28 protein-coding genes are annotated in these 22821 nt (G+C 57.0%); 1 reads left to right on the top strand and 27 read right to left on the bottom strand.

The genetic code is table 11. From position 1 onward, the window contains the following. Positions 1 to 132: 132 nt before the first annotated feature. From ACFFSY_RS22055 to ACFFSY_RS22035, 5 genes are all read right to left on the bottom strand, one after another. The gene (locus ACFFSY_RS22055; RefSeq protein WP_377498117.1) at positions 133 to 1443 is read right to left on the bottom strand and encodes a beta-propeller fold lactonase family protein; all 1311 of its coding nucleotides are present in this window, start codon (positions 1441 to 1443) and stop codon (positions 133 to 135) included. Between the two features lie 320 nt (positions 1444 to 1763). Continuing rightward, positions 1764 to 2129 carry a stage V sporulation protein AE gene (gene spoVAE, locus ACFFSY_RS22050; RefSeq protein WP_377498402.1) on the bottom strand — a complete coding sequence of 122 codons (366 nt, stop codon included), beginning with the start codon at positions 2127 to 2129 and terminating at the stop codon, positions 1764 to 1766. Beyond that, entirely contained in the window at positions 2129 to 3151 is a 1023-nt protein-coding gene (gene spoVAD / locus ACFFSY_RS22045) for a stage V sporulation protein AD (protein WP_377498115.1), read from the bottom strand. Before spoVAD ends, spoVAE begins: the two co-directional genes overlap by 1 nt. Before the next feature lie 7 nt (positions 3152 to 3158). Beyond that, positions 3159 to 3617 (bottom strand): stage V sporulation protein AC, encoded by a 459-nt coding sequence (spoVAC, locus tag ACFFSY_RS22040; protein WP_377498400.1) that lies wholly within the window; start codon positions 3615 to 3617, stop codon positions 3159 to 3161. A gap of 39 nt (positions 3618 to 3656) precedes the next feature. Further along, complete coding sequence (locus tag ACFFSY_RS22035) at positions 3657 to 4517, bottom strand: DUF421 domain-containing protein (protein ID WP_377498398.1); 861 nt, start codon at positions 4515 to 4517, stop codon at positions 3657 to 3659. A 168-nt stretch (positions 4518 to 4685) separates the two neighbouring features. Between ACFFSY_RS22035 and ACFFSY_RS22030 the strand changes: the two genes are divergently transcribed. Next, on the top strand, positions 4686 to 4892 hold the full coding sequence (locus ACFFSY_RS22030; RefSeq protein ID WP_377498113.1) for a DUF1657 domain-containing protein: 207 nt from the start codon (positions 4686 to 4688) through the stop codon (positions 4890 to 4892). A gap of 104 nt (positions 4893 to 4996) precedes the next feature. Here ACFFSY_RS22030 and ACFFSY_RS22025 read toward each other — a convergent pair whose 3' ends face one another. From ACFFSY_RS22025 to ACFFSY_RS21920, 22 genes are all read right to left on the bottom strand, one after another. Further along, positions 4997 to 6187, bottom strand: a complete 1191-nt coding sequence (locus ACFFSY_RS22025) for an MFS transporter (RefSeq protein WP_377498111.1) — start codon at positions 6185 to 6187, stop codon at positions 4997 to 4999. Positions 6188 to 6424: 237 nt separating this feature from the next. Beyond that, positions 6425 to 7363 carry a glucosaminidase domain-containing protein gene (locus ACFFSY_RS22020; RefSeq protein WP_377498109.1) on the bottom strand — a complete coding sequence of 313 codons (939 nt, stop codon included), beginning with the start codon at positions 7361 to 7363 and terminating at the stop codon, positions 6425 to 6427. 417 nt (positions 7364 to 7780) lie between these two features. Continuing rightward, positions 7781 to 8710: an alpha/beta hydrolase gene (locus ACFFSY_RS22015; RefSeq protein WP_377498106.1), complete on the bottom strand. Its 930-nt coding sequence runs from the start codon at positions 8708 to 8710 to the stop codon at positions 7781 to 7783. Between the two features lie 65 nt (positions 8711 to 8775). Further along, entirely contained in the window at positions 8776 to 9180 is a 405-nt protein-coding gene (locus ACFFSY_RS22010) for a MerR family transcriptional regulator (RefSeq protein WP_377498104.1), read from the bottom strand. A 185-nt stretch (positions 9181 to 9365) separates the two neighbouring features. Next, entirely contained in the window at positions 9366 to 9563 is a 198-nt protein-coding gene (locus tag ACFFSY_RS22005) for a hypothetical protein (protein WP_377498102.1), read from the bottom strand. Positions 9564 to 9622: 59 nt separating this feature from the next. After that, on the bottom strand, positions 9623 to 9967 hold the full coding sequence (locus ACFFSY_RS22000) for a hypothetical protein (RefSeq protein WP_377498100.1): 345 nt from the start codon (positions 9965 to 9967) through the stop codon (positions 9623 to 9625). A gap of 138 nt (positions 9968 to 10105) precedes the next feature. Continuing rightward, a complete protein-coding gene (locus ACFFSY_RS21995) occupies positions 10106 to 10990 on the bottom strand; it encodes a C39 family peptidase (RefSeq protein WP_377498098.1) in 885 nt (294 codons plus the stop codon). After that, entirely contained in the window at positions 10977 to 11471 is a 495-nt protein-coding gene (locus tag ACFFSY_RS21990; RefSeq protein WP_377498096.1) for a hypothetical protein, read from the bottom strand. The genes ACFFSY_RS21995 and ACFFSY_RS21990 overlap by 14 nt, the downstream gene beginning before the upstream one ends. Next, positions 11461 to 11904, bottom strand: coding sequence for an Ig-like domain-containing protein (locus ACFFSY_RS21985; RefSeq protein WP_377498094.1), 444 nt, complete (start codon positions 11902 to 11904; stop codon positions 11461 to 11463). The genes ACFFSY_RS21990 and ACFFSY_RS21985 overlap by 11 nt, the downstream gene beginning before the upstream one ends. Further along, positions 11897 to 13390: a hypothetical protein gene (locus tag ACFFSY_RS21980; RefSeq protein ID WP_377498092.1), complete on the bottom strand. Its 1494-nt coding sequence runs from the start codon at positions 13388 to 13390 to the stop codon at positions 11897 to 11899. Before ACFFSY_RS21980 ends, ACFFSY_RS21985 begins: the two co-directional genes overlap by 8 nt. Positions 13391 to 13414: 24 nt before the next feature. Then, a complete protein-coding gene (locus tag ACFFSY_RS21975) occupies positions 13415 to 13984 on the bottom strand; it encodes a YmfQ family protein (protein ID WP_377498090.1) in 570 nt (189 codons plus the stop codon). Continuing rightward, entirely contained in the window at positions 13974 to 15035 is a 1062-nt protein-coding gene (locus tag ACFFSY_RS21970) for a baseplate J/gp47 family protein (protein ID WP_377498088.1), read from the bottom strand. Before ACFFSY_RS21970 ends, ACFFSY_RS21975 begins: the two co-directional genes overlap by 11 nt. Next, positions 15028 to 15450, bottom strand: a complete 423-nt coding sequence (locus tag ACFFSY_RS21965; RefSeq protein ID WP_377498086.1) for a DUF2634 domain-containing protein — start codon at positions 15448 to 15450, stop codon at positions 15028 to 15030. The genes ACFFSY_RS21970 and ACFFSY_RS21965 overlap by 8 nt, the downstream gene beginning before the upstream one ends. After that, positions 15450 to 15899: a DUF2577 family protein gene (locus tag ACFFSY_RS21960; RefSeq protein ID WP_377498084.1), complete on the bottom strand. Its 450-nt coding sequence runs from the start codon at positions 15897 to 15899 to the stop codon at positions 15450 to 15452. Before ACFFSY_RS21960 ends, ACFFSY_RS21965 begins: the two co-directional genes overlap by 1 nt. A 40-nt stretch (positions 15900 to 15939) precedes the next feature. Then, on the bottom strand, positions 15940 to 16911 hold the full coding sequence (locus tag ACFFSY_RS21955) for an XkdQ/YqbQ family protein (RefSeq protein WP_377498082.1): 972 nt from the start codon (positions 16909 to 16911) through the stop codon (positions 15940 to 15942). Then, the gene (locus tag ACFFSY_RS21950; RefSeq protein WP_377498080.1) at positions 16908 to 17564 is read right to left on the bottom strand and encodes a LysM peptidoglycan-binding domain-containing protein; all 657 of its coding nucleotides are present in this window, start codon (positions 17562 to 17564) and stop codon (positions 16908 to 16910) included. Before ACFFSY_RS21950 ends, ACFFSY_RS21955 begins: the two co-directional genes overlap by 4 nt. Then, a complete protein-coding gene (locus ACFFSY_RS21945; protein WP_377498079.1) occupies positions 17564 to 19420 on the bottom strand; it encodes a phage tail tape measure protein in 1857 nt (618 codons plus the stop codon). Before ACFFSY_RS21945 ends, ACFFSY_RS21950 begins: the two co-directional genes overlap by 1 nt. Before the next feature lie 221 nt (positions 19421 to 19641). After that, positions 19642 to 20037, bottom strand: a complete 396-nt coding sequence (locus ACFFSY_RS21940; RefSeq protein WP_377498077.1) for a phage tail assembly chaperone — start codon at positions 20035 to 20037, stop codon at positions 19642 to 19644. A 125-nt stretch (positions 20038 to 20162) separates the two neighbouring features. Then, on the bottom strand, positions 20163 to 20597 hold the full coding sequence (locus ACFFSY_RS21935) for a phage tail tube protein (RefSeq protein WP_377498075.1): 435 nt from the start codon (positions 20595 to 20597) through the stop codon (positions 20163 to 20165). 115 nt (positions 20598 to 20712) lie between these two features. After that, entirely contained in the window at positions 20713 to 21774 is a 1062-nt protein-coding gene (locus ACFFSY_RS21930) for a phage tail sheath subtilisin-like domain-containing protein (protein WP_377498073.1), read from the bottom strand. 32 nt (positions 21775 to 21806) lie between these two features. Next, entirely contained in the window at positions 21807 to 22259 is a 453-nt protein-coding gene (locus tag ACFFSY_RS21925; protein ID WP_377498070.1) for a hypothetical protein, read from the bottom strand. A gap of 33 nt (positions 22260 to 22292) precedes the next feature. Continuing rightward, entirely contained in the window at positions 22293 to 22709 is a 417-nt protein-coding gene (locus ACFFSY_RS21920; RefSeq protein ID WP_377498068.1) for a hypothetical protein, read from the bottom strand. Positions 22710 to 22821: the final 112 nt, after the last annotated feature.

Here is a 22821-nt window from a genome sequence, read left to right as displayed (position 1 = left end):
ATCCTCCGAACGTAATGGCAGACCGGCAAAATAACAAGAAGGCCGCCAAGCGACTAAGCTTGCGCGGCTTTTGTTCGTCTTGGACATTCTTAAATCTCTCTACTGTTACTGAAGTACGTATACCGCAGCCCTCTACACTGGCGGCGAGCTCGTAATGACGACTGAAGAAGGAAAGCTGCCCGAAGGCACGATCGCAACCGGATGCTGACTCTGAACGTCGATGACCGCCACATAACCGAACGAGAGCAGCGGGACGTATACTTTCGATCCGTCGCTGGACACGGCCATGCCGTTGGCGCTGCTGCCGCTGGGTAGCTCTACGCTTGTGAGGACCTCTTGGCGGGCCGTGTTGATTACCGTGATCTCATCCCCTTCGCGGTTCGCGACATAAGCAAGCGAGCCGTCCGGCGTCAACACGATGGCGTGGGGCTTGCTGCCGGCTCCCGTATCAAGACGCGCCGCCACGCCATGTCCATCCGTATGGAGTGCAAGCACGCCGTTATGGTGCACGTCCGTAATATAGACGAGTTCGCCGCTAGGTGTGAACGCCACGGAGGACGGCTGGCTTCCTTCGGATAACCGGATAATCGTCCGCATTTCGCCGGATTCCGCATCCAGAATGACGATTTTGGATGCGGCGGTTAAGCATACGTACACCTTGGCGCCGTCAGGCGAGATGGCGATCGCCGATGCGTCGCACGACTCGGGCAGCGGCACCGAATGAAGAATCGCGCCGCTCTCGGCATCGATGATATGAATCGCGTCCTCGAGCAGCGTAGAGACGAACAGCCGTTCTCCGCTTGGCGTGAGCGCGATCGCATAAGGCACCGCTTGATGCGGGAAGCGAATGTCGGCGGAGGCGTCGTAGGTGAGCGAGCGAAGCCGCTTGACCGTTCGGTCCCCTTGGCAGGTCACGAAGACGGATCCGCCATCCGGCGCTGCAGCCATGAAGCGTGGACGGCACCCTTTCGGCAGGGTGATCGTCGCCAGGCGCGTATGAGTCGCCGTCTGGAGCACGGTGACCGTATGCTCGGCATGATTGGCCACATAGGCAAGCTGGTAGTCGTCCATGCGGACAAGCCCCGTCTGGAGCAAATGACGCTGCGAGTAATCGCCGCCGACCGACAATTCCGCCGCCGTGGCGGTCAGCTCGCCCGCGCCTGGACCGTCGGCCGTTAACCGCACGCCGAAATTCGGCAGCTCGGCCGTGTCGAAGCTGCCGGCGAACACCGATCCATCGCGTCCGCACGAGGCAAGCCGAACGTTCTTGCGGCTGGCGAACCGAAGTGCGCCATAGCCGTCCCCGCCGGCGGACAGGTCGGCCGTATATAGTTCGATACGGACCGCAGCGGACTGCAATCCCATATTGGCGACCGAGACGACCAGCTTCACCGTACGCTGCTCGGTCCGATTGAACAACAGACCCGTATCCAATACCGGCATGGACTGCCCTCACTCCCTTCATGCTCCATCGTATGAGCGAAAGGAAAGCGCGAACCCGGCCTTTGGCCTTCCGGATCTCCCGAATTCCTTCCGTGCAGCAATCGCTTGAACTCTATAGGTATGCGCCAACCTGTCCGAACATGTTAGACAAGCATAGATTTAGACGGAACGGACACTCGCGGACGTTAGCGTGCAAGCAGCCCAAGCAGCGACAGACGCGGCAGCGAACGAAAACCGGCTGACGCGTGAAGCGACAGCCGGTTCGATATTGGATAGCGTATGGACGTGATCCCGAATATGCTATTGTTGCGATCCGCTTGTCAACCACGCGGTCTGGCGACCACCGCGGCCAAGAACGAGAAGACGATGCCCGCCGTAATGCCCGCGCTCGTCAGTTCGAATATACCGGTCAGAATGCCGATCCATCCGTTATCTTGGAGCTCCTTCGTCGCGCCATGGACGAGGGCGTTGCCGAAGCTTGTAATCGGCACGGTCGCCCCCGCGCCCGCGAAGTCGATGAACCGGTCATAGAGGCTGACCCCGCCGAACGAAATCCCATCGAGTACCGCGCCGGCTATCACGAGAATCGTCATCGTATGTGCAGGCGTCAGCTTGCCGACGTCCATCATGAGCTGGCCAATGACGCAGATCGCGCCTCCGACCAGGACCGCCCAGACGAAATCCATCATGTCCGGACGCCCCCGTTCTCGATCGCAACCGCATGGGCGATGCATGGAATGCTCTCGCCTTGCTGGAAGGACAAGGGGGAGAACAAGGCGCCTGTCGCCACGACAAGGATCCGGTTCAGCACGCCGCGCTGCAGCTGCTTCAGCAGATGACCGTAGGTCACCGTAGCCGAGCAGGCGCAGCCGCTGCCCCCCGAATTGACGAAGGTCTGCTTCTGCAGATCGTAGATCATCATTCCGCAATCTTTGTACGTCGTCTCCCCGATCGGGAAACGATGCTTCTCGAACAAGGCATTCGCGATATCGTAGCCGACTTGACCGAGATCGCCCGTGACGATCAAATCGTAATAATCCGGCGAGAGTCCGAACTCCCGAAAATGGGTGCTGATCGTCTCGACGGCTGCTGGAGCCATGGCTGCCCCCATATTAAACGGATCCGTAATCCCCATGTCGACGACCCGCCCGATCGTGGCGCGGGTCACGACGGGGCCTTCGCCTTGCGGCGCGAGAATCGCGACGCCGGCACCCGTTACCGTATACTGTGCGGTTGGCGGCTTCTGCGATCCGTATTCGGTCGGATAGCGAAATTGCTTCTCGCTGGTGCAATTATGGCTGCAGGTTCCGGCCATTACATATTTGGCCGATCCCGCGTTCACGATATGCGCGGCCATCGCCAACCCTTCCATCGACGTCGAACAGGCGCCGAATATGCCCAAGTACGGAATGCCGAGCGTCCGTGCGGCGAATCCGTTGCTGATCGTCTGATTCATCAGATCGCCGCCGATGTAGAACGAGATCTGCTCCTTCGTTAGATTCACGCGTTCGATCGCATGCGTCGCCGCATCCTCCAGCAGCTTCTTCTCGGCCTGCTCCCAGCTTTTCTGCCCGATCATAAGATCCCCGTGGCCGATGTCGAATTCCTCCGCGAGCGGTCCTTCGCATTCGTCGGGTCCGACGACCGAAGAGGCCGAGATTATGACGGGCTTGTTCTCGAAATACCAGCTCGAATGTCCATGCAGCATGTGCCGTTCACCCCTTTAATCCGATTATCCAATGGATGATGCCGACAACGAACGCCGCGACCGTGCCGAATACGATGACCGAACCGGCCAGCTTGAACATGTTGCCGCCCGTGCCAAGCACGAGTCCTTCCCGCTTGTGCTCAATGGCCGCGGAGCAAAGCGAATTGGCGAATCCCGTTACCGGTACGGCGCTGCCCGCTCCCGCCCACTGGGCGATTTTGTCGTAGACGCCAAGACTGGTCAATATCGCGGAGAGCAGAATCAGCACGGCGACGGTCGGATTGCCCGCCGTCTGCTCGGTGAAGCCGAAGTAGCGCTGGAACAGCTTCATCAGCGCCTCGCCAAGGAAGCAGATCGCGCCGCCCGCGATGAAAGCACGCATGCAGTTGCGCGCTACCGGCCGCGAAGGCTCGAGCGAAGTCGCCAGCAGCTGGTAGTCGCGCTGGACCGGTGTCACCTTTTTCATTTTGCTTCTGGACGCAAAGCTCATCTTCGCCTCTCCTTTCTATCTCTCGAGCAGCGGCGTCATGTCTTGAATAATCGCGTTCATGGTGCTGGCACATCCGCCATACATCTGCTTAGCTCCGCTGTCGTCCACGCTGAGCGCGAACAGCTCCAGATCCGCGCCGCACTTCTTGAGCGTCGCCATCAGCACGGCCTTGGTCTGCGGCTCCGGCACTTGAACCTGGTCGTCATATAAGTCCAGATACAGCTGATGCGCGGCGTCGACCTGTCCCAGGAATACATTCTCCAGCAGGTAACCCTGCTTCTCCAGCTCCGTATGCAGCCAGCCTCGATTCAATCCCATGACAGCCAATGGTTCGTCCATGATATTGCCATCCATAATAACCGTCTGCGGTTCTTCCTCCGGCGCGACCTTAATACCCAGCATCGCGGGCGTTAGCGGCTGGTTCTCTTTCTTCAGCATAACGGACAGTTCGCCGCTCGCCTCGAGCGTCGCGAATTCAACATCTGCCACGCGGAATACGCTCTTCGCCCGAAGCTGCTCGAGCAGCTCGTCCGCCGTATACCGTTCCTTCTTCAAATTGTCCTCGAGCACTTTGCCTTCCTTGATCAGCACTGTGCCTTTGCCTTCGAGCCATTCCCGGAGCGTCTTGCTTCGCAGCGTAACCAGCTCGACCAGGAGCGGAAGCGCGAACCAGACGGCTAACGCGATAACCCCGTGCAAATACGACCTCTCTACATCGGTGGACAGAAAACCGGCGATTTCCCCAAGCGTGATGCCCGTCACGTATTCGAAGAACGTCAACTGTGAAATTTGCTTCTTGCCAAGGATGCGGGTAAGCACGAATAACATGACGATCGTGCCGAGCGATCGGAATAAGATATGAACCCAATCCTGAATGGTTGTCCCCTCCTTCCAATGCCAAATTACGATACGTCCCTGACAGGGCGTTCGAGCTACGCCTATATTCTGCGCCCGTTGTCCAGGAATATGAGAAAGTGGGATGAATTTTTTCGTGAAGATCGGGGATGTTAGTCGAGGGATTAGTTCAGAAAGGAGGAGGACGTCATGACCGTAGCTAACCAAGTGAAGACGACGCTCGCGTCGCTGAAAAGCGCGCAAGCAAGCCTGGAATCGTTCGCTCTCGCAACGCAAAACCAGGAGGCGAAGGATTTGTTCACGCAAGCCGCCCAGCAGACGCAATCCATTGTCGATCAAGTTTCCGGCCGCGTACAGCAGCTGGAGAACGAAGAGCCGCAATACAAAGGCTTCTAAGACGAATCCAAAAGCAAACAGCAAGAACCCGGATCACCGCGAGGTGTTCCGGGTTCTTTGGCATGTATGGCGCCTTGCAGGTATGGATCCTGTAGCTTGCCGGATTATGCCGCCGAATGCGAGGCTTCGTTCTTAGGACGGAACAGGAAGCCGAGCAGACCGAACAGCAGGAATGCGCTGCCCAGCAGAATGAACATGCTGTGGTCGGACACATAGCGGATGCCGAATCCTCCGACAGACGGCCCGAGAATGCTGCCGATGCTGAAGTGAATCGAGGCGATGACATTCGCCGTCGGCAGAATCGGCTTGGGCAAAATATCAGCCGCATATGCAAGACCGAGCGAGTAGAACGACCCGACCAGTCCGCCGCCGAGGACGAATAGCGCGAACAGCGCATATTCGCTGCCCCCCGCGAGCGGGACTAGGAGAAACGCCAGCGAGCCTGCCAGCGCGCAGCCCATTAGCACCGGTTTGCGTCCGATCCGGTCGCTCAGCATGCCAAGCGGCAGCTGAAGAATCAAGCTGCCGATACCAAACGACATCAAGAGCAGCGAGATCCAACTCTTGGTAAGGTCGACGCGCAAGCCGTAAAGCGGGAAGCTGCTGTTCATCGAAGCTTCCATCAGGCCATACAGCAAGCTCGGGATGAGCACGAACCAAGCGATCCGGTAGGTGCGCGAGAATCGGTTCTGCGTGGCCTCGGCGCCTGTCGCGCGTTCCGGCCATTCATTCGGAATGCGCAGCAGCATGAAGGCGACGATCAGGAAGAATAAGCCAACGATCAGGAACGGCGCCGCCTCGCCGAGCGGCAGCAGGTTAATGCCGAGCGGCCCGATGCTGAAACCGACGCCATACGCCATGCCGTACAGCGAAATATAGCGGCCTCTACGGTCGGGCGGCGCGGAGCTGACGATCCACAGTTGACTCGCGTAATGGAGCGAGCTGTCGCCGATGCCGATGAGCAGCCGCAGAATGAACCACACGCCTAGCGCTCCGCTGAGGGGGAACAGCAGCATGGCGGCAGTCACGAGCAAGACGCCAACCAAAATGACCGGCTTGAAACCGAACTTGCCCACCGGCTTCTCGATGAAGAACATCGTGGCGAAGACGCCGATATACAGCGCAGTCGAATTCATGCCGTTCATGTCCGGCGAGATGCCTTGGCGCTCCAGCAGAATCGATAAGAGCGGGAGCAGCAGTCCTTGACTCGATCCCGCCACGACGACGACGAGCAGCAGACAGACGAAACGGTAGCGGGCGGACACTTGCGTTAATGAGGCTCTAAGAAGCGACAAACCGGATAACACTCCTTGCAACAAATAGAATAAAGGTGGAGACAGACATCCCTTCATTGTAACGGACTCGAAGCCGCCCGTACAAGGAAAAGATTGGCTGCAACAAACGGCAAAGCCGGAATCGGATCGTCGATCATCCAATTCCGGCTTTGCCGTGTGCGCATGATGAACAGCTGCGCTTGCTGCCGTGCTCTATGTATGAATGGAACTACCCCGGCGAGGCATAGACCGGGCGTTCTATAATTTTCGATAGTCAGCTTTCATGATTTTGGTCACCAGACTCGGCCACTTCGGGTTGGCGGGGCAATATTTGCGCGCGATCTTCTCAATCGTCGTATAACCCTTGCCGATATAGCTCTTGGAGATGAGCTGGCCGAATTTGCGGACGCTGGCGCGTTTCGTTTCGAATTTCAGCGCTTTATTGTATCGATCGCCGTCAATGGCGTTCAATCCGAATAGATTGTTTTTACTTTTCGCGATTTTACTTTTTCCGTTGCCGCTCTCCAGCTTCATCACCGCGATGGTGAAATATGCGTTAATACCGTATTCCGCCTCGATGGCCAGGATTTCCTCTTCCAAGCCATGCCCTTCCAGCGCGGTATCTTCGAATATCTCGGCGATATGCGCTTCCGTTAGTCCGGAGACCGACTTTACCAGCGACTTCGGTTGATTCGGTTCGGCCTGCTTGGCAGGCGCCAGTCGAAGTACCGCATTCTGGGCGGTTGCAGGCTTAACGACCATCGCGTCCGTCTTGGCGACTTTGGCCGGGTGCTTCAACACATCCGCCGACGCAGGCGCAGCCGGTCCGACGGGCTCGGCGTATCCGCCATGGACATAACCGCCGCCTTCGAGCCGCAGCCACCCTTTGTCCGTTACTTTCTCGATGCGAAGCTCGGTGCCCTGCTTCACGGTGCCGATAATCTTCGAGGTGCTGTAACCGTTCGCCCGCACGTTGAGATAATAGGCGGTCACGCGGTACGTAACAGGCCCGGCGGCAGGCTTCTTGGACAGAAGCGCCGTCTTCGGCATACCGACAGCCGCAATCCCCGGGGTATTGGACGAATCTGCGGCACGTCCCGCTTCCGCACGGAGCTGCGCAGAAGGTTGCGCGTTCGAAACGGGCTTGACGCTGAGTGTAGCCGGCACCGCGTTGACATAGGATGCTGGTCCTGCCATGGCGACGGGCCGGACCGGTTCGGAAGCAACCACGGCTTCTTTCGAATTAACCCGACTATGTGAGATTACGAAGGTCATACCCATAGATAACAGAAGAACAATGCTGATCGCGCTCATTAATGAGAAATGTAAACGCTTTTTACGCAAGACTTTCACCTCTTCCATTAAGATTAGGTTACAGCTTACGATTACATTGACTCACTATACGCTCTTGTCCGTGGATATATGTTCACCTTCGATGCGACTTTTGGTAGCGCGTGACAGATTTAGGGGGCGAAAAGTCAGTGCTGGCGCGTATTTGGGCGAACATTGGCCGACCCAAAAAAAAGGCATTCGCTATTAGCTGGACAGGTTGGATTAACGAGTCGCAGCCGCTGCAAATGCCAGTAAAACTAATAGAATATGAGAGAATAACTCCTATGCAGGATGACCACCCAACACGCGGCGAACAAAACCGCCGATGCGGTCATACGCTTCGCTCGCCTCCGGAAGTACGCCGGCAAGCATATTGAAGGCCGTCCACATCTCCGGAATAATATCGAGCTCCGCGCGCGTCCCCGACTCCCGCAATCGACCGGCCAGTCTGACTGCATCGCTGAGCAGCAGCTCGCAGCTGCCTGCTTGGATGAACATGGGCGGCATCCCGCCCCAATTCGCCTGAAGCAAGTCGAAGATAACTGCCGGCGGTTCGTCCTCTCGCCCCCAATAGGCAGCAAGCATAGCTTGATTCGCCGCTTTGCTGCCAGCCGGATCCAACTCCGCGTTCGTCCTATACGATTCGCCAGCCAGATGAATAAGATCCGTATGCGGAGATATCAAGACCGCTCCTGCAGGCATGGGCCGCCCCTCGTCTCTTAACCGAAGAAGCGTCATGAGCGCAAGCGTCGCCCCGGCTGAATCGCCGCCCAGTACGATTTGGGAAGGCATATAACCTTGTTCGAGCAAATCCGAATAGGCAAAATATGCATCCTCATTCGCCGCCGGATAACGATGCTCGGGCGCGAGCCGGTATTCGAACGTCACGACCGCAGCGCCAATCGTCTTCGCCAATCGTCCAGCTACATCCCGGTATGTCGCGCAGTCCCCCGCGATGAACCCTCCGCCATGAACATACAGCAGGATATTCGGCGGGCCCTCCGCCTCTTTCATCGTCACATGACGAACGCGTTCCCCGTACATCTTGCCAATGGTGATCGGCTCCACGACCACTTGCTCCAGACGCGGAAGCGTCTCGACCGCTGCGCGCAGCCGAGCTCTGACTTGCTGCGGCGTCTTGCTGCCTGACGGTTGATTGCGCGCAATGGCATGTTTGACGGCTTGCAGACGTTCCGAACGATTATCGTCCATATTCCCATTCCTCCCTGCGTGTTCTCCCGCCCAGTATAAAGCCTGTAGGCAGGTACAGGGTCAAGTTAAACCTTCACCTGAAGCATGTCGATCGTCCCCTGCATGCCCGAGGACTTCTCGGCGGCCAGCAATCCTTCTCGCAATTCATTCAACTTGGCGCGCGTTCGGGCGATTGCCTCGATTTCCTTCTCGAGGGCTAACGCCTTCCGGTCGATAAGGGCGATAAAGTCTTGCATGCCGATCCCGCCGGAAGCTGCCTTTAGCCTCGCCTTCCGAATTTCGTTCAACGTGAATCCGCATTCCTTGGCGTGGCGAATAAGCGCCAGCTGCTCGAACACCTCGTCCGAATATAATCGATAGCCAGCCTCCGACCGCGCCGGAGCTTGAATCAATCCGATCTGCTCGTAATACCGAATGGTCTCCAGATTCATATTCGCCAGCTTAGCGACTTCATTGCGCAAGTAAGGCATTTCGTCCCTCCGTCATCTCGATTCGTTTCCTGACTGAGTCCTATGCTGCTTCCATCACTATCCATGTTTTTTCGCCCGATCGCAACAGTTACATCACGCTTGCATCCAGGATATAGGCTTGAAAAAAAGACAAAAAACCCGCCGTTTGGCGAGTTCTCTGGGGGACTGTTCCCTATACGCTATTCTTAGCTCTTCTTGAATCGATTCTCCGGCAGCTCGGGCAGTTCCGGCAGCTCCGTCTCGGGGATCTCTTTGATTTCGCGCTGCTCGATCTCGCGGTGCTCCTCTTGGATAATCTCCGGCTGCTTGTTGTCCGGCATTTCCGGAATCGACTTCGGGTCAATCTCAGGCACGATATTCGGTTCGTTCTTCTGCTGTGTCATGGACAACACCTCCTGTTTGATACGTATTACACGTATCGAAGGCATTCGAATCGTCTCTGCTAGCCAAGATGCGCTTCAATGCGCGCCTTAACATCCTCGGGATTGTCGATCTGAAAGACGACTTTAGCGAAATCGTGGCCTTCCAGCTCGATGACGACAACGTCCTTGTGATTCTCGTAGGAGACAAAGCACCAGCGGTCTTCGATCAGAAAACGCCCTTGGCGAATATCCGCGATGGACGTGCCGACGCGGAATTTCATCAAGGATACTTTGAAATCCTCCACCGCGATCCGTTTAATCTGGTGATAAGGAATGCTGACCTCGCGCTTCAGCGCGCCGATGCTCAGCAGACCCGACAAATGCAGGACAACCTGCTCCGTTCCGTATTCAATCGTTCTTGCCATATCGAATCCCTCCGCTTCCCGTTATGCCGATAAGACGCGCGAGAGAGTCGAAATGTTCACCGCGTGCGCAAAAAAATCCTTTGCCAATAACGGGAAAGGATTTTATGCGCGTTCAGAGTTGCCGACGCAGATTTTCGTTTACGATTTCGGCCGTAAAATCCAATATTGTCCGGCTTCCTTCCGGAACAATTGTTCCTTCGCCTCCACGCGTCCATCGTCCGGCACGCCTTCCTCTACCCAATCATCGGTTCCGTAGCGCTTGTTGTCCTGATTCGGATCGAATATGCGGAAACGAACGCCCGAGGCTTCTCCGACCATCCCGTGGAGCACGATATAATGGCCGCTTTGCGTAAAATGCCCCGGCCTCATCGAGGCGATGACCATCGTAGGCGTATTAACGGCGCTGATTGCCTGCTTCACCTCGTCCAGAGAAGCCGTCTGCCGACAGCTTAATCCGAACGCAGAAGCGGCATGACCGAAGTAGTCCCAAGACGTGCCGTTCTCCCGCGTTCGGAAACCGTGCTCCATCGCATACCGAGCCGCATCCGGCGGCAGTAGCGGCTTGCCAACGAGCGTGCTGACAGCCATTGCGAAGCAGGTCGGACCGCAGCCGGACGTGCCGATCGTCTGCTTGGCATTCCCGTAGTTCGAATAAAGCATATGCCGCCATCTGGCATCCTCTTGGCTATAGTAGATTAGTTTGAGGGAAGCGGGCTTCGCGGGCGGCGAAGGCGTATAACCCTCTTCCGGTATCGCGCCGTCCGAGAATAAAGCCGCCCACGATTGCGGACCGATTTTGCCCGCGGCCGAGCCCTCGTTGCCAAGCTTATTGCGCAACTTGAACCGATTCACGGCCAGCAGCGTGTTCGGGCCGAACTTGCCGTCTGCCGCCAGCGGCTTGCCGCTTTCACCGTGATAGCCGAGCTCAATCAGCCGCTGCTGAAGCAGCTTGACGCTGGGATTCGATACTGTGGGCATCAAGGATAACACGCCATCCAGCGGCGGGATTTTAGCGATCGACACGCTGCAAGCCTCCCGAGAGCGATTGGAAGGTGACGGTTTGCTTCTCCTGGAGTTTGCCGGCGAGGAGCTCTTGATTTGCCAGTATATCCATCAGCAAGTCATAAATGATTTCATTCGTAATGACGGTTGGGCGCGCTTTCTCTTGGCGAACGAGCAGACGATCCTTCATTTCTTTCAGCTTCAGGCGCTCCGGATTAGCCGGGATGTGGAAGTGGTTCATCGATGCTTGAGCCGGAGCGGGTTTGCCGGGGAGCGGTGCGGCCGGACCCGGATTATCTTTGCCGATGCTGTCGGGAGGGATTGGCTGAATCTCGTCGGTCGAGGTCGGCTGAGGTCTTTCATCTTCGGGGAGCTCGGGCAGATTTACTTTGATCGGAGGCGTTATGCCGCCCTCTTCGCTAGCGGCGCGCAGCGTGGACGGCTCGATGGATTCTTCTCCGCTGATCGAGGCTTTTAACGATTTGCTTTTTTTAGCGGGCATCCGTTGCCACCACCTTTAATTCGGCATTGCGATCGAAATTGATCGTACGTACGAGAAATTCGCCGGGCTCGTCACTGCTGATCGTAATGACGGCCTCGCCTTTAGACGCTTTGAACGTTTGCCGCGCGCCATTGATATCGAGCACGATTTCTTGTCTGGCGGGATCTGTAATCGGATTGTTCTGCCAATCGGTAAGCTTGGCTTGAATCGTAACCAGATCCTGACCGTTCGGCGCGAAGACGTCTTTGTCCGCGCTTAACAGTACCGCGGATCCCGTGAATTCACCCTTGACATAACGCGTATAGAGAATCGCCGGATTGCCGTACTGCTCTTCCGTAATCGGAATCAAGTGTTCGTGCTTCACCTCGCCGGATAAGGCGCTCACGCCAACAAGCTCCCCGTTCTCGTCGATTTGCGCATAGTAATTAGGCATATTCGATAACCTCCCAGGTCACATTCGCTTCATGATAGAACAAGTTAGGCTTGGTCCATAGCTTGATTTGATAGTTGTTGATCAATTGGGCCTGCACCGTCACGTCCGAATTCAGGATCACGCCGCCGCTCATATTTGCCCAGCCATAACCGGTGCAAGATACGTTCACGAAGGTCTTCGACATATCGACGACATTGATATATAGAACGCGTTCCTGGTTAAACCGGTTCGTATTGACATCGTATATAAGCTGCGCCGTGCCGCGCTGTATGCTTTTGATCCCCACGCCTTTCCATCCCCCTCCGCTGTTGTTGTACTCCAGTCTGCCTTCGTTCACCCGAAAATCGATGCCGTCGACCGAGTCCGCATCGGTATGCGTGCTGAACAGCCTCGCCTGCAAAGCGCCGTTGAAGAAAATATTGCCGGTTCCGGACCGCTGCGCGATAATAAGCCGGTTTCGGTGTCCATAGTTGGCTTTCCCGTCCACCCATGCTCCGATTTGGGGAGTAACCAGCCCGCCGTGTCCCGTAACCGGAATATCAGCGTACAAATAACCCCAAGTCGGCAGCGAATAGGAGCCGCCGGCAATGCGGAAATAGGTACCGGAAGCGGGATTCATGACGATAATGGAATTGCCGATCGTAACCGTGCCGGTTCCGCTGTCGGAGATATTGCCCTCCGGCATCATAATAAGCCCGTGTAGTCGCGCATTTAATCCCCATGGACGAATGTCGTCCAGCACGTTCACGTTCACATCGCCGTAGTTGCGCGTATAAACCGAGATGCAGGACAATTCGGTTGGATTCGTTCCTTCGCGATGCTCCGTCACGACGACTTTGATGAATTGCCAGTCGCCTGGAGCCGCGAAAGCGAAGTACTGAAACGGCTCATACTCCGACCCGTTGTGGGTGTACAGTCTAACCCATGCCGAATCGGTGCTTCCATCAATATAGAAGTTTTTCGGCATGCGGCTGCGGTCCGATCCTCTGGAGGAGCCGAGCGAGATCCCTTCAATGCCGCCATACCGCGTCTCGAACTTCATCGTGAGCTCTGCCGGAAGCGCGGCATCTCTTGGGATTTGCCACACGTTCGGATCGCTCGGCAGCGTATAAGGCGCGGTCGGATTGCCGGTAAGCGTTCCAGCGCTCGCGGTGACGACCGCGTATTTGGCGATGTTGCCGCTCAGTCCGCCCGAGCGCAGCTGCTGCCGGCCGAGCTGATTGGGCGAAATCTTCTCCGCGGTTACGGCACCATTGCCGATGGCCGCCGTATTAACGGCGCCGAGCCCCAGCTTCGCGGAAGTCACCGCATTATTGGCGATGCCCGTCGTTCCGATCTGCGGGCCGTCACCAGGCGCCCCTGAATGCTTGTGACCGTTGGTTTCATGGAACAGCTTATCGGTTGCTTCAATATTCTCGTTCTGCGCGATCCGTCGGACGGTCTCCGCCGCATCAAAGGTGCGCAGGCCGCTTGGCAGTTTTGCCATGTATTAATCCCCTTCTTTCTATGGCTAAGGCTGAGGTTTCCATACTTCGAATTCATCCCATGACATCGCCAGCGCATCGAGTTCATCCCAAGTCAAATCCGCGGCATCGAGCTCCTCCCAGCGCAAATACGTGAATTGGAACTTCAAATGCAAGTGGGCCGGCACGATCTCGCGGAGCGTTGCCTTGACGTCTTCAAGATTGGGCGGCACGCCGCGTTTGCCGATGAAGGTGATGACCACCTCGTACCCGCCGAAATTTTCCTGGATGTCGACCTCGCCATTCTGGAAGGAATCGACGACGTTCTTGATTACGGCAAGCGTGACGGTGCCTGCGCCGCGCATTTTCGATTTGATGACGGATCGGCGATGATCGATCGGCTTGCCCTCGTTGACGGGAATCCCGCATATGCGTTCCCACTGCGCCAAACCCCAGGTTGCCGTCTCGACGAAAAACTGGTTCAGCACGTCCTTGACCGCTTCATGATAGCGATCGAGCTCCTCCGCTTCCCGTGCGGTTAAATTGCGTACGATGCTCGAATCGGCATAGTAGGACGGCAGATCATACAGCATGACGTGTCCGCGGTTATGTGACAACGAAGCTCACCTTCCCGCATACCGCGACATGGTCGTCGGGAATTTGGATATTGTCGGCTACGTTGTTGATGGTCAGATCGTCGAAATCGATAACGGCTTCGATCCCGAGCAGCAGCCCCAAGATCCGGTTATAGCGGACGACGGATTCCGTAAACGCGAGATTCTCCAGATAGTCCGTCAACTTCTGCGTGAAGTCGGCAGTGACAGTATCAATGCTCGTTCCCTTCGCGAGCGTAAGCTTAGCGGTCACGTTAAGCGGTGTTTCCACGGCTTTATCCACCGTCACCTGCGCGCCGACCGGGCGCTTCTCTTCGACGGCTTCTCTTACCTGCAGCACGATCGTATCCGACGGGGCGCGTTTGTCGTCGGAGAGCAGCACTAACCGGACGGTGCCGTTACCATTCCAGGTGGGAAAGACGCGCACATCGCCGACGCCTGGCACCTCCAGCGCCCATTGCCGGTAATGCCAGATGTTGCCGCTGGTGGCGGGTCTGCGCACCCGGTCGAAGTACCGCTGCAGCAGCGATTCATCGGACTCGATGTCGGCGCCGTTCAAGAACGCCTTCTCGTTACTTACGGTGACAACGCCGGTCAGATCGCCGGTCACGAGCTTGATCCGGCTCTGGGCCACATTGCCTCGTCTGCCGCCGGCTTGCGCGGCCGCGCGGATGGTCGCCGATCCGCCCTTAATCGTCCCATCCTGCGTAGTGGCGAATAGAATCGGGCTCTCTTCGTCCGTCGCCACGATCGTGCCGGTCGGAATGACCGTCCCATCCGCGCCTTTGAACGTGACTTCGCCTTCCGCCTTCACGCTCGGTCTGCGCGTCAAGCCGAACTCTCCGGCGCGCAGGTCCAAATACCGCGACGGCTGATCGGGACTTGCGAACCCGAACTTCAGCACGTTATCCAGCTCGATATAGGCTTGCGCCAGCTCGATCGCGGCGGGCGAGAGAAGATCGAACGTCACGGAGCCTTGCCTTTTGTCCAGATCGGCGGGCGAGGCATCCAGCATGCGCTGGAGTATGGCTTGCTTGGTCGCTTGCTCAAACATTGCGGATCGTCACCTCCTGTCTGGTCGTTTGGTCGCCAATCACCGTGTGGAAGGCGATATACAGCTTGTCGTTCTCGCGTTCAATCACGAAATCCGTTACGTCTGTGATGCGTTCATCATAAATGAGCGCTTCGCGCACGACGCGCTTGATTTCGCTTCGCGCAAGCTCGGGCGGAATGTCTTGGCCGAGCAGGTCTTCCAATTCGCAGCCGTAGGCGCCGTTATATATGACATAGCGGTAGCGCGCGGTCACGATCGCTTTATGCACGAATTGACGTATCGCTTCGTCGCCGTCGATCATGCGGGGGCTGAACTCCCCGGCCGTGAAGTCGAAGCCGTACGTACGGTACGGACCGATCGCGCGCTGCTGCGCCAACGCCCGCTCCGCGCGGTTATTCAGCGGAGATAACGCCATTAGTACGTCACCGCCCGGTCAAGCACGATATACGTTTGGCCCTCGTGGATGCCGGCTACGATCACGCGGTCGCCTTCCTTCAGTTCGTCGGTGAATTCCAGCTCGGTATTCTCCGCGATCAAGTCCGAATCCGCGATTTTAGCTCCTTTGAAGGTCAACGACCCTTGCCCGGCATAGAGGAAATCGGGCAAGAATTTGGTTACCGACGAAGCATCGATGCTCGTTTTGCCGGTATTTTTCAGGTTGACGGTGCGCGTGTGCTTCGTCAGCGATTGCGCCACGATGAGATCGTCCTTCTCCAGCTCGATGTTCATGTTGTCGATTTTGATTTTCAGCTCGGGCGGCTTGGCGGTCACCGTTCCCAGCTCGATGGTGACGTCTATGTTATGGCCCAGTTCCTTGATCAGCTGCACGAGCTGACTCGCGCCCGATCCTTCGATTCGTATCATGGCTATGAAATCCCCTTTCTCCTATATAGGATGACGGCCGTTAGTCGTCCGACGCGGACAACGTGAGCGACATCTTATGAACGCCGCCCTCGAAGGTATGCTCGTCGGTTGCGACGTAATAGGCGCCTTCAATGCCGGTCATCCCTTCTTGCACGGCGACGACGACGCCGGCGGTCACTTCGGCGATGCCGATGCAGTCGATCTTTGCCTCGTCTTCGATGGTGCCCATGTCTTTCAGCAGCTGCTTGGCGCGCTGCTCCAGCTGCGACTTGGTCATCTCCTGCTCAGGCTTCTCGAGATGCTGCATCAGGCCAAACCTGCGAATCAGCTCGGCATCTTTGGCCGTCGCGGATTGCGCTTTTTTCTTCGGGTCGCCGCCCATCACCTTAATTTGCGTGCGCATCTGCTCGATCGATTGCGAATAGCTGGCCGAGAGTAAATTGGTGCCGTTCTCGAGCATCCAGATCTTCTCTTGCTTCTTGCGGGCGAGCAGCATCAGCTTGCCTTGGCGCGAAGCAAGATAGAAGCGCAGTCCGTTCTGCTTCGCGGACTCGTTCAAGGCGGTCGTCATCATGTCGTACAGCGTTTTGTCGCGGAAGATTTGCTTGGGAAGGACATAGCCGGTATCCTCGATGTCGCCGGCCGGAATGGAAAATTCGCCGCACAGCTTCTTGATGATTGCCGAGGCGGTCATATTGCGGAAAATGCGGGTGTCTTTGTTTTTGCTCAAGTAGATGTTCTCATCGTAAGCGGTAATGGACATTTGGCCGTCCGAGTCGATGGAATCGGCGAAAATGACGCCCCGGAACAGCTCCTTCTTATCCAGGAGGAGCATCATGCCCCGCCCTTTCTCGATCTCGATCAGCCGGTCGCGCCCATTGGATGTGTTGGCGAGATTGACCGAGAGCTTGCGGGACGGCTGCGAGATGTCGCCGGACCAGCGGACCGACTTGACGATGTCGTCCAAATAAACCGAGTCTTCCTTCCCTTCGTACACGATGCTCCAGCTCACGAAGGAATCACCAGCTTCTGTCCGGTTCGGATTTGATTGGGGTCCTTGCCGATGGCAGGCTGGTTCGCGGCATAGATTTCGCGCCAGCGGTCGCCGTTGCCGAGCGTGCGCTGCGAGATTTTCCATAGCGTATCGCCGGGCTGGACGATATAGGTAGCGGGTATGGACCGGCGCTCCGGACGCTGCGTCTCCCCGGCAACAACGAGTTGCCCTTCGTCGTTCTCGACCGCGAAGGAACGAAAGGTCACGTGGTTATACTGCTTCATCGTTAGCTCGTAATAAAGATCGCCCGGGCTGCCTGCCTGCTCCGTATAAGTAAAGGAGCGCAGCGTGACTTCCGCGTTGATCGGCGTCCCGGTGACGATGAACAATACGGGCTTGCGTTCGCGCATCCAGCCGTCGATCATGGCGACCGTCTCCCACGGGTCTTGCAGCTCCTCGTATTCGCAATATCCGGAATGATAATCGCGCGGAAAGAACGAAGCGACCGCATATTCATTGAGCGCCGGATTGCCGAACAGCGTATGCTCCCCGAGCTGCGTCACCTGCACGTCTTCGTAGCCTTGCGACGATTTAACCGACAGCTGTTCGGGATTTACCGGCAGACGGAACGATTTCTCGCCGGCCTTCAGCCAAAATTGCAGCGTGCTCATTAAGCCATCAAGCCTCCCGCCGCTTTAATTTCCCGCGCGAGCGCTCGGGCGATGGCATCGATATCGGAATCGCTGCGCACGTTGAACGTGTTGCCCGTAATGGAAATCGAAGCGCTGCCGTTTGCGCCATCGGCGAATGCCCGGTTCTCCTGCGCGGTCAGCACCCGCTCGCCTTTATGAAGCCGGGTTACCATGCCGTCATACGGCACGTAATCCAGCCCATGATAGGCGCTGGCGCTTACCTTCGGATCCTGACCGGGTGCGGTTCCGCTCCCGATGCCCGACGTCGCCGACGCCGTCACCGTGCCCTGAATTTGCACGTTCTTATTGCCGGTGATTTTGTTGTACAGCGCCTGGACATCCTCCCACAGCCCTTTGAGCCAATTCCAGAAGGTTAACGCGGCTTCCTTGATCGTATCCCAGTTCTTACTAATGACGTAAGCGAGCGCGCCGGCGGCTAATCCCACGAGCGCCATGATCCCGATTATCGGCAGCAGCGGCAGCATCGTGGCCCAGATCGAGGGCGCTACAAAATAGAGCAAGGTGCCGGCCATCGCCGCAAGAACCGGAATGAGAATCTCGACATTCGAGGCGAAGCTCTCGATTATCGAGGTCAGCGCCGATCCGATCGGCAGGAACAGACTCCCGATCGGCGCGAGCGCGAGCGTGATCCGGTTGCCGAGCGTCGCCCAGGTATCGCCGAAGCTTTGCACCGACGCGGATTGAGTCGCAATCGCGTTCTGCGAAGCGCCCATTGCCGCCAGACTTCCGTTGAATTCGACCGTGCCGCCGCGAATCGCGGCCGCCAGATCGCCGCCCGCGGCTTTGCCGAATGCCCGCACCGCCATCTTCGTCGCGGCCGCGGCGCTGCCCGCCGAACGGATCTGCTTGGCGATGACGGCGAACTTCTCCGGTTTCATCGTCTTGAGCGCGGCGCCGATCGGATCGATCTCCTGATCCTGCCACTTGGCCAGCAGCGCGATCGATTGCTCGAAGCCGATGCCCATTTTTTGAAGCGGATCGCCGAACGCGTTCATTTTACCCATGAGATCGTTCATCCCGACGCCCGAAGCCCGGCTGGCCGCGTAAAATTTATTAAGCACGTCGATTCCGTCCGCCGCGTTATAGCCCCAGGTTTTCATCGCGTCCGCCGCGGCGGACGCCGTATCGGCGCCTTTGCTGCCGGTTAATCGCGCCGCGTCCAGCGTCGTCCTCGTCAATCCCTCCAACACTTCTCCCGTGGCGGACGTCTTCTTGCGCAGCGTGCCGAGCGCTTCGGCCACCTCGTTCAAGTCTTGCGGGACGACGGCGCCGACCTTGTTGAAGGAAGCCATCAATGCAGTCATTTCTTTGCCCGATGCGTTCGTCGCCGCCCGGATCGTGCCGAACGCCTCGCTGACCTTCTTCGCTGCTTCCACGGATTGCTCGTACCCGGTTCCGACCCACCCGGCCATCGTCCCGAAGAGTCCGTTCACGGCTTCGCCGTGCTTCTCCCGCAGCGTATCCGCGGCGGCGCCGACCTTGCCGCTCACCCGCTCACGCAGCGACGGCGGTTTGATCAGCTGATAGAACGGACTTTTCTTCTCGGCTTGCTTCGCCTTGTATTTGGCATAGGCCGCGTTCATTTTATCCGTCATTTTTTTGACCTGCGGGATGGCCGCTACCTTCTGAACGCCTGCGTTCATTTTGCGAACGGCCGACGAATTGGCGATTTTGTTCATGCCTTCGTTGATTTTTTTGTACGCTTTCGTTTGTTCGATTTGCTCGGTCAGTTTCTTAATCCGCTCCAGCGCCTTCTGATACTTGGTTAACTGTGCGGTCGATCCGGCCGCGCCCGGATTCGCATTCGCGCTCATGGACCCTCACCTCCTTGCCGCGAAGGCTTAGCCTCGCGTCTTCGTCCGGCGGGCGGCCGCTTCCTGCGCCTTGCGCGCTTTCTCCTCTTCTTCCAGCTGAAGCATCATCGAGGCGTACATGAATTTTTTGGTCCCCTCGTCCTTGTTGAATACCTCGTCTGGCGTTAGATGATGGCGCTGAAAGATGAGGTGCAGCAGGAATGCTTCGCCGCCCGCTTTGATTAGTTTTTTATCTCTTCCTCGTCGTCGCCGCCGAAGCCGCTGATTTCAAGAATTTCGCCGGACAGCTTCGCGATCTCGCCCGCGAGCAGCAAGCCGAGAATCGCTTCCGCCGGGGAACCGTACTTCTCCGTCAGCTCTCTGGCCGACCAGTCCGGCACGAGGCATGCGCGTTGAATGACGAGGGCGCCGAATTGTTCTTCGTCAAGCACCTTCTCGCGTTTGGCGCCTTTGCCGATGTAATGCGTGCATTGCTCTTGAATTTTGTTGATGGTCTTGCCATCCAGCGCCTGAATGCGGAAATCGACGCCAAGCCGTTTGATCGGAACGTCCTTCTGCGGTTTGCTGTCTGCGCTCAGCAGTGCTTGCAGGACGCTCAATTGGCGATTATCGATCATGATTTCATCCTTCTTTCCCGTGTTTGGTGTTTGATTTTTGGTATACTGAAGTCAGAATTTTGATTAAATTAGACCCGGCATCAGGTTTGAAAATACGCGCCGGGCCGTAGGTTGACCCGGATATTCTACTCGGCTGTTAATTTGTCAAGCAGCTCATAGCCCGTAAAGTTGAACGGAAGCTCCTCCTCGACGATCGAACCGAGCTCGAAGTTGATGAGCGGGATTTTGTCGAACGTGACGCCTTTTAGACGAATGCGATAAGCACCGTACGATTCCGGATCCTCCAGCTTCAAAATCAGTTCCGTCGTGAACGCGCCTGCTTTGTCGTCGGCGATCTGGCCGATGCGCTCCACGAATTCGCTCGTGACTTTATAGCCCGTAATCGTGCCGGACCCCGTCAGGCCGGTCACCTTGTGCGCCGTCCAGCGCGAGCCGGCCCGCTTGATTTCTTCCTTGGCGATTTCCACGCTGGCTTCCGCGGATTTAATATTCGTCAGCCATTGGCCGTCATGATAGACATAGCCGTAAGTACCGTTAATAACGCGCGATGCGTCAAGCATAAATTCGATCCCTCCAGATTATAAGTAGCCCGGTTCATGGCCGGGAATGATGTGAGCCGCGTACGTTTCATTGGCATTCCGACAGCTGCGGGAGCACCGCGGTACGCCTTTTTTGTTAAACTCGGACCGTCAAGAAAATGCGTTCCATGCTGTCGATTTCACGATATGAAATCAAGAGGAACACGCTGTCGCCAACGGAAGCGCGATCCGGATCGAGCCCGACGGCGATGTCTGTCAGTACGTTATTCAGCTCGAGCCGCTCCAGGTAAGCTTTCACGGCCGAGATAAGCGCCGCTTGACCGTCGGCGTTGTTGTCCAGCTTGCCGATGTAGCTGTCGGCCGCGGTCTTGGCGATATCGGTGGAGATCGCTTGACGAGCCCGGATGGCGCGGATTTTCAGCTTGGAAGCGGTGAGTCCTTGTTCGACTTTCACCTTCTCGCCGTCGTGTACGAGTACCAGCGAACCGGTCTGAAGCGCTTTTTGAATTTCGCTGTGGCGCAGCCGTTTGGTCACGTCCGAGGCACCGACAGGCGCGTACGTGATGGATTTGTTAATGCCAGTACCGGCAATCAGGCCTGCAATATAGGGCGCGAATGCAGCCGAGGCATACTCCGTGCCGTTCACGTTAACTCCGCTGATCAGATTGACCGCGTAGTCATCGGCCAGCTTTACCGTCCGCGCGTTGCCCTTCTCCGGATCGGCATCGTCCGTTGCGGCGCCGCCGAAGACGGTCAAGAAATGTTTACCTTCTTCGCGGTTGCGTTTGCACCATGATTTCGTCGCGTCCTGCTCGGCCGCCGATACGACATCCGGGAAGACGAACACGTTGAACGATCTGGCTTCGAATGCGTCCCGCATGGCGATGTAGACCGCTTCGAGCGCTTTGTCGCCTTCCGCTGCCGGGGCCGGCACGGTGTAGACGAGCACTTCCTTCGCGCCGCCATCAAGAATGAAGCGGATGGGCCGAATGTTATCGATGCCGAATAAAGCGACCGCCTCGCTCTCTTTCTCGATCGTGTAGAACTTGCCCGCCACCGCAGGCGCGGCGTATTTGAATAACGGCAGCGCCACGGTGCCTCGCGCGCCTCCTTTGATCTGAGCGGCCGCAGCCTCGACGAAATTAATGTATAGCCCCGGACGAACCGGCAGCGAAATCGGATCCCATTTGCCTCCCATGTGTAAAACCAACCTTTCCAGTTAAAATGGTGTTATTGATACGTGGTACGAATGTGCACATGATTCATCTTCTGAACGGCGGGCGAAGCGCCCGCTTCCCTCGATTGCAGACGCATGGTGCCGGTTACCGAGGCGACGCCTTCGCTTGCCGACGACGGTCCTTCGTATGAGAATTCGTCGACGCGCAGCGGCAGCGTCGCTTCGCTCGCTTCCTGAACGGGCGTGCTTTCGTTCAACATTAGCCGGCTAATCGATTCCATCGCCAGCAGCGCTTCTTTGGCTGATGCCATATAGCAGGTGATCGTGTACTGGCGTTCGATTAGTGCATAATTCCTGCCCTCATGCTTGCGCGTTTCGGACCGCAACCCGATCGCGAACGCGTTCGCTTCGCGCGGCTGCGGATCTTCCAGCTGATGAACGGCCGCCTCCGGGAACCGTTCCGCGATCAAGCCGGCGATGCGCGCCACTTCGTCGATTAACGACATAACAGCCCTCCTAGCGGCAGATTGAAGCAGGGATTATATGCTTATCCCCAGCCTCGATATGGGCATCCCCTCCTTTATTGGCATAGCGGCGATAGGCGCGTTGAAGCTGAGCCAGCGATGCTGCTGACGCTCGACAAGCCAGACGATTTGGTCATGCAACTGATCCATCGTAAATAGGCAGGCCAAAATAAGGGAAGCGCGTATCACGAAAGAAAGGAAAAATAGAAAGGTGTATGGCAGAAGGAAAGCAAGCGTGTCATGCAAGAAGGAAATCAAGCGTGAGGATAATAAATCATTAGCAATAAAGACGGTGCCAAGCGTGAAGTGATCAAAATCGGAAGTGTACAAGCGGGTAATTCGTGAAGGGAGCGTTGGGCTAACCAAGTGCGAGGTGAATACTTCACGGATCGAACAAAATCGATTATAGATCAACGCTGAAAAATGAAACATCGGCCAATCAGCCTACCAGAACGGGAATCGTAGGCTATACGACCTGTGTAAATGTGTTGAAAACGTTCCATAGAATCTGCAGATCAACCGCTCGAAATCCTCGGAAGTCGCG

Source organism: Paenibacillus aurantiacus (assembly GCF_042431225.1).
Classification (GTDB): Bacteria; Bacillota; Bacilli; order Paenibacillales; family Paenibacillaceae; genus Paenibacillus_Z; species Paenibacillus_Z aurantiacus.
This window is presented reverse-complemented; position numbering and strand designations above follow the sequence as displayed.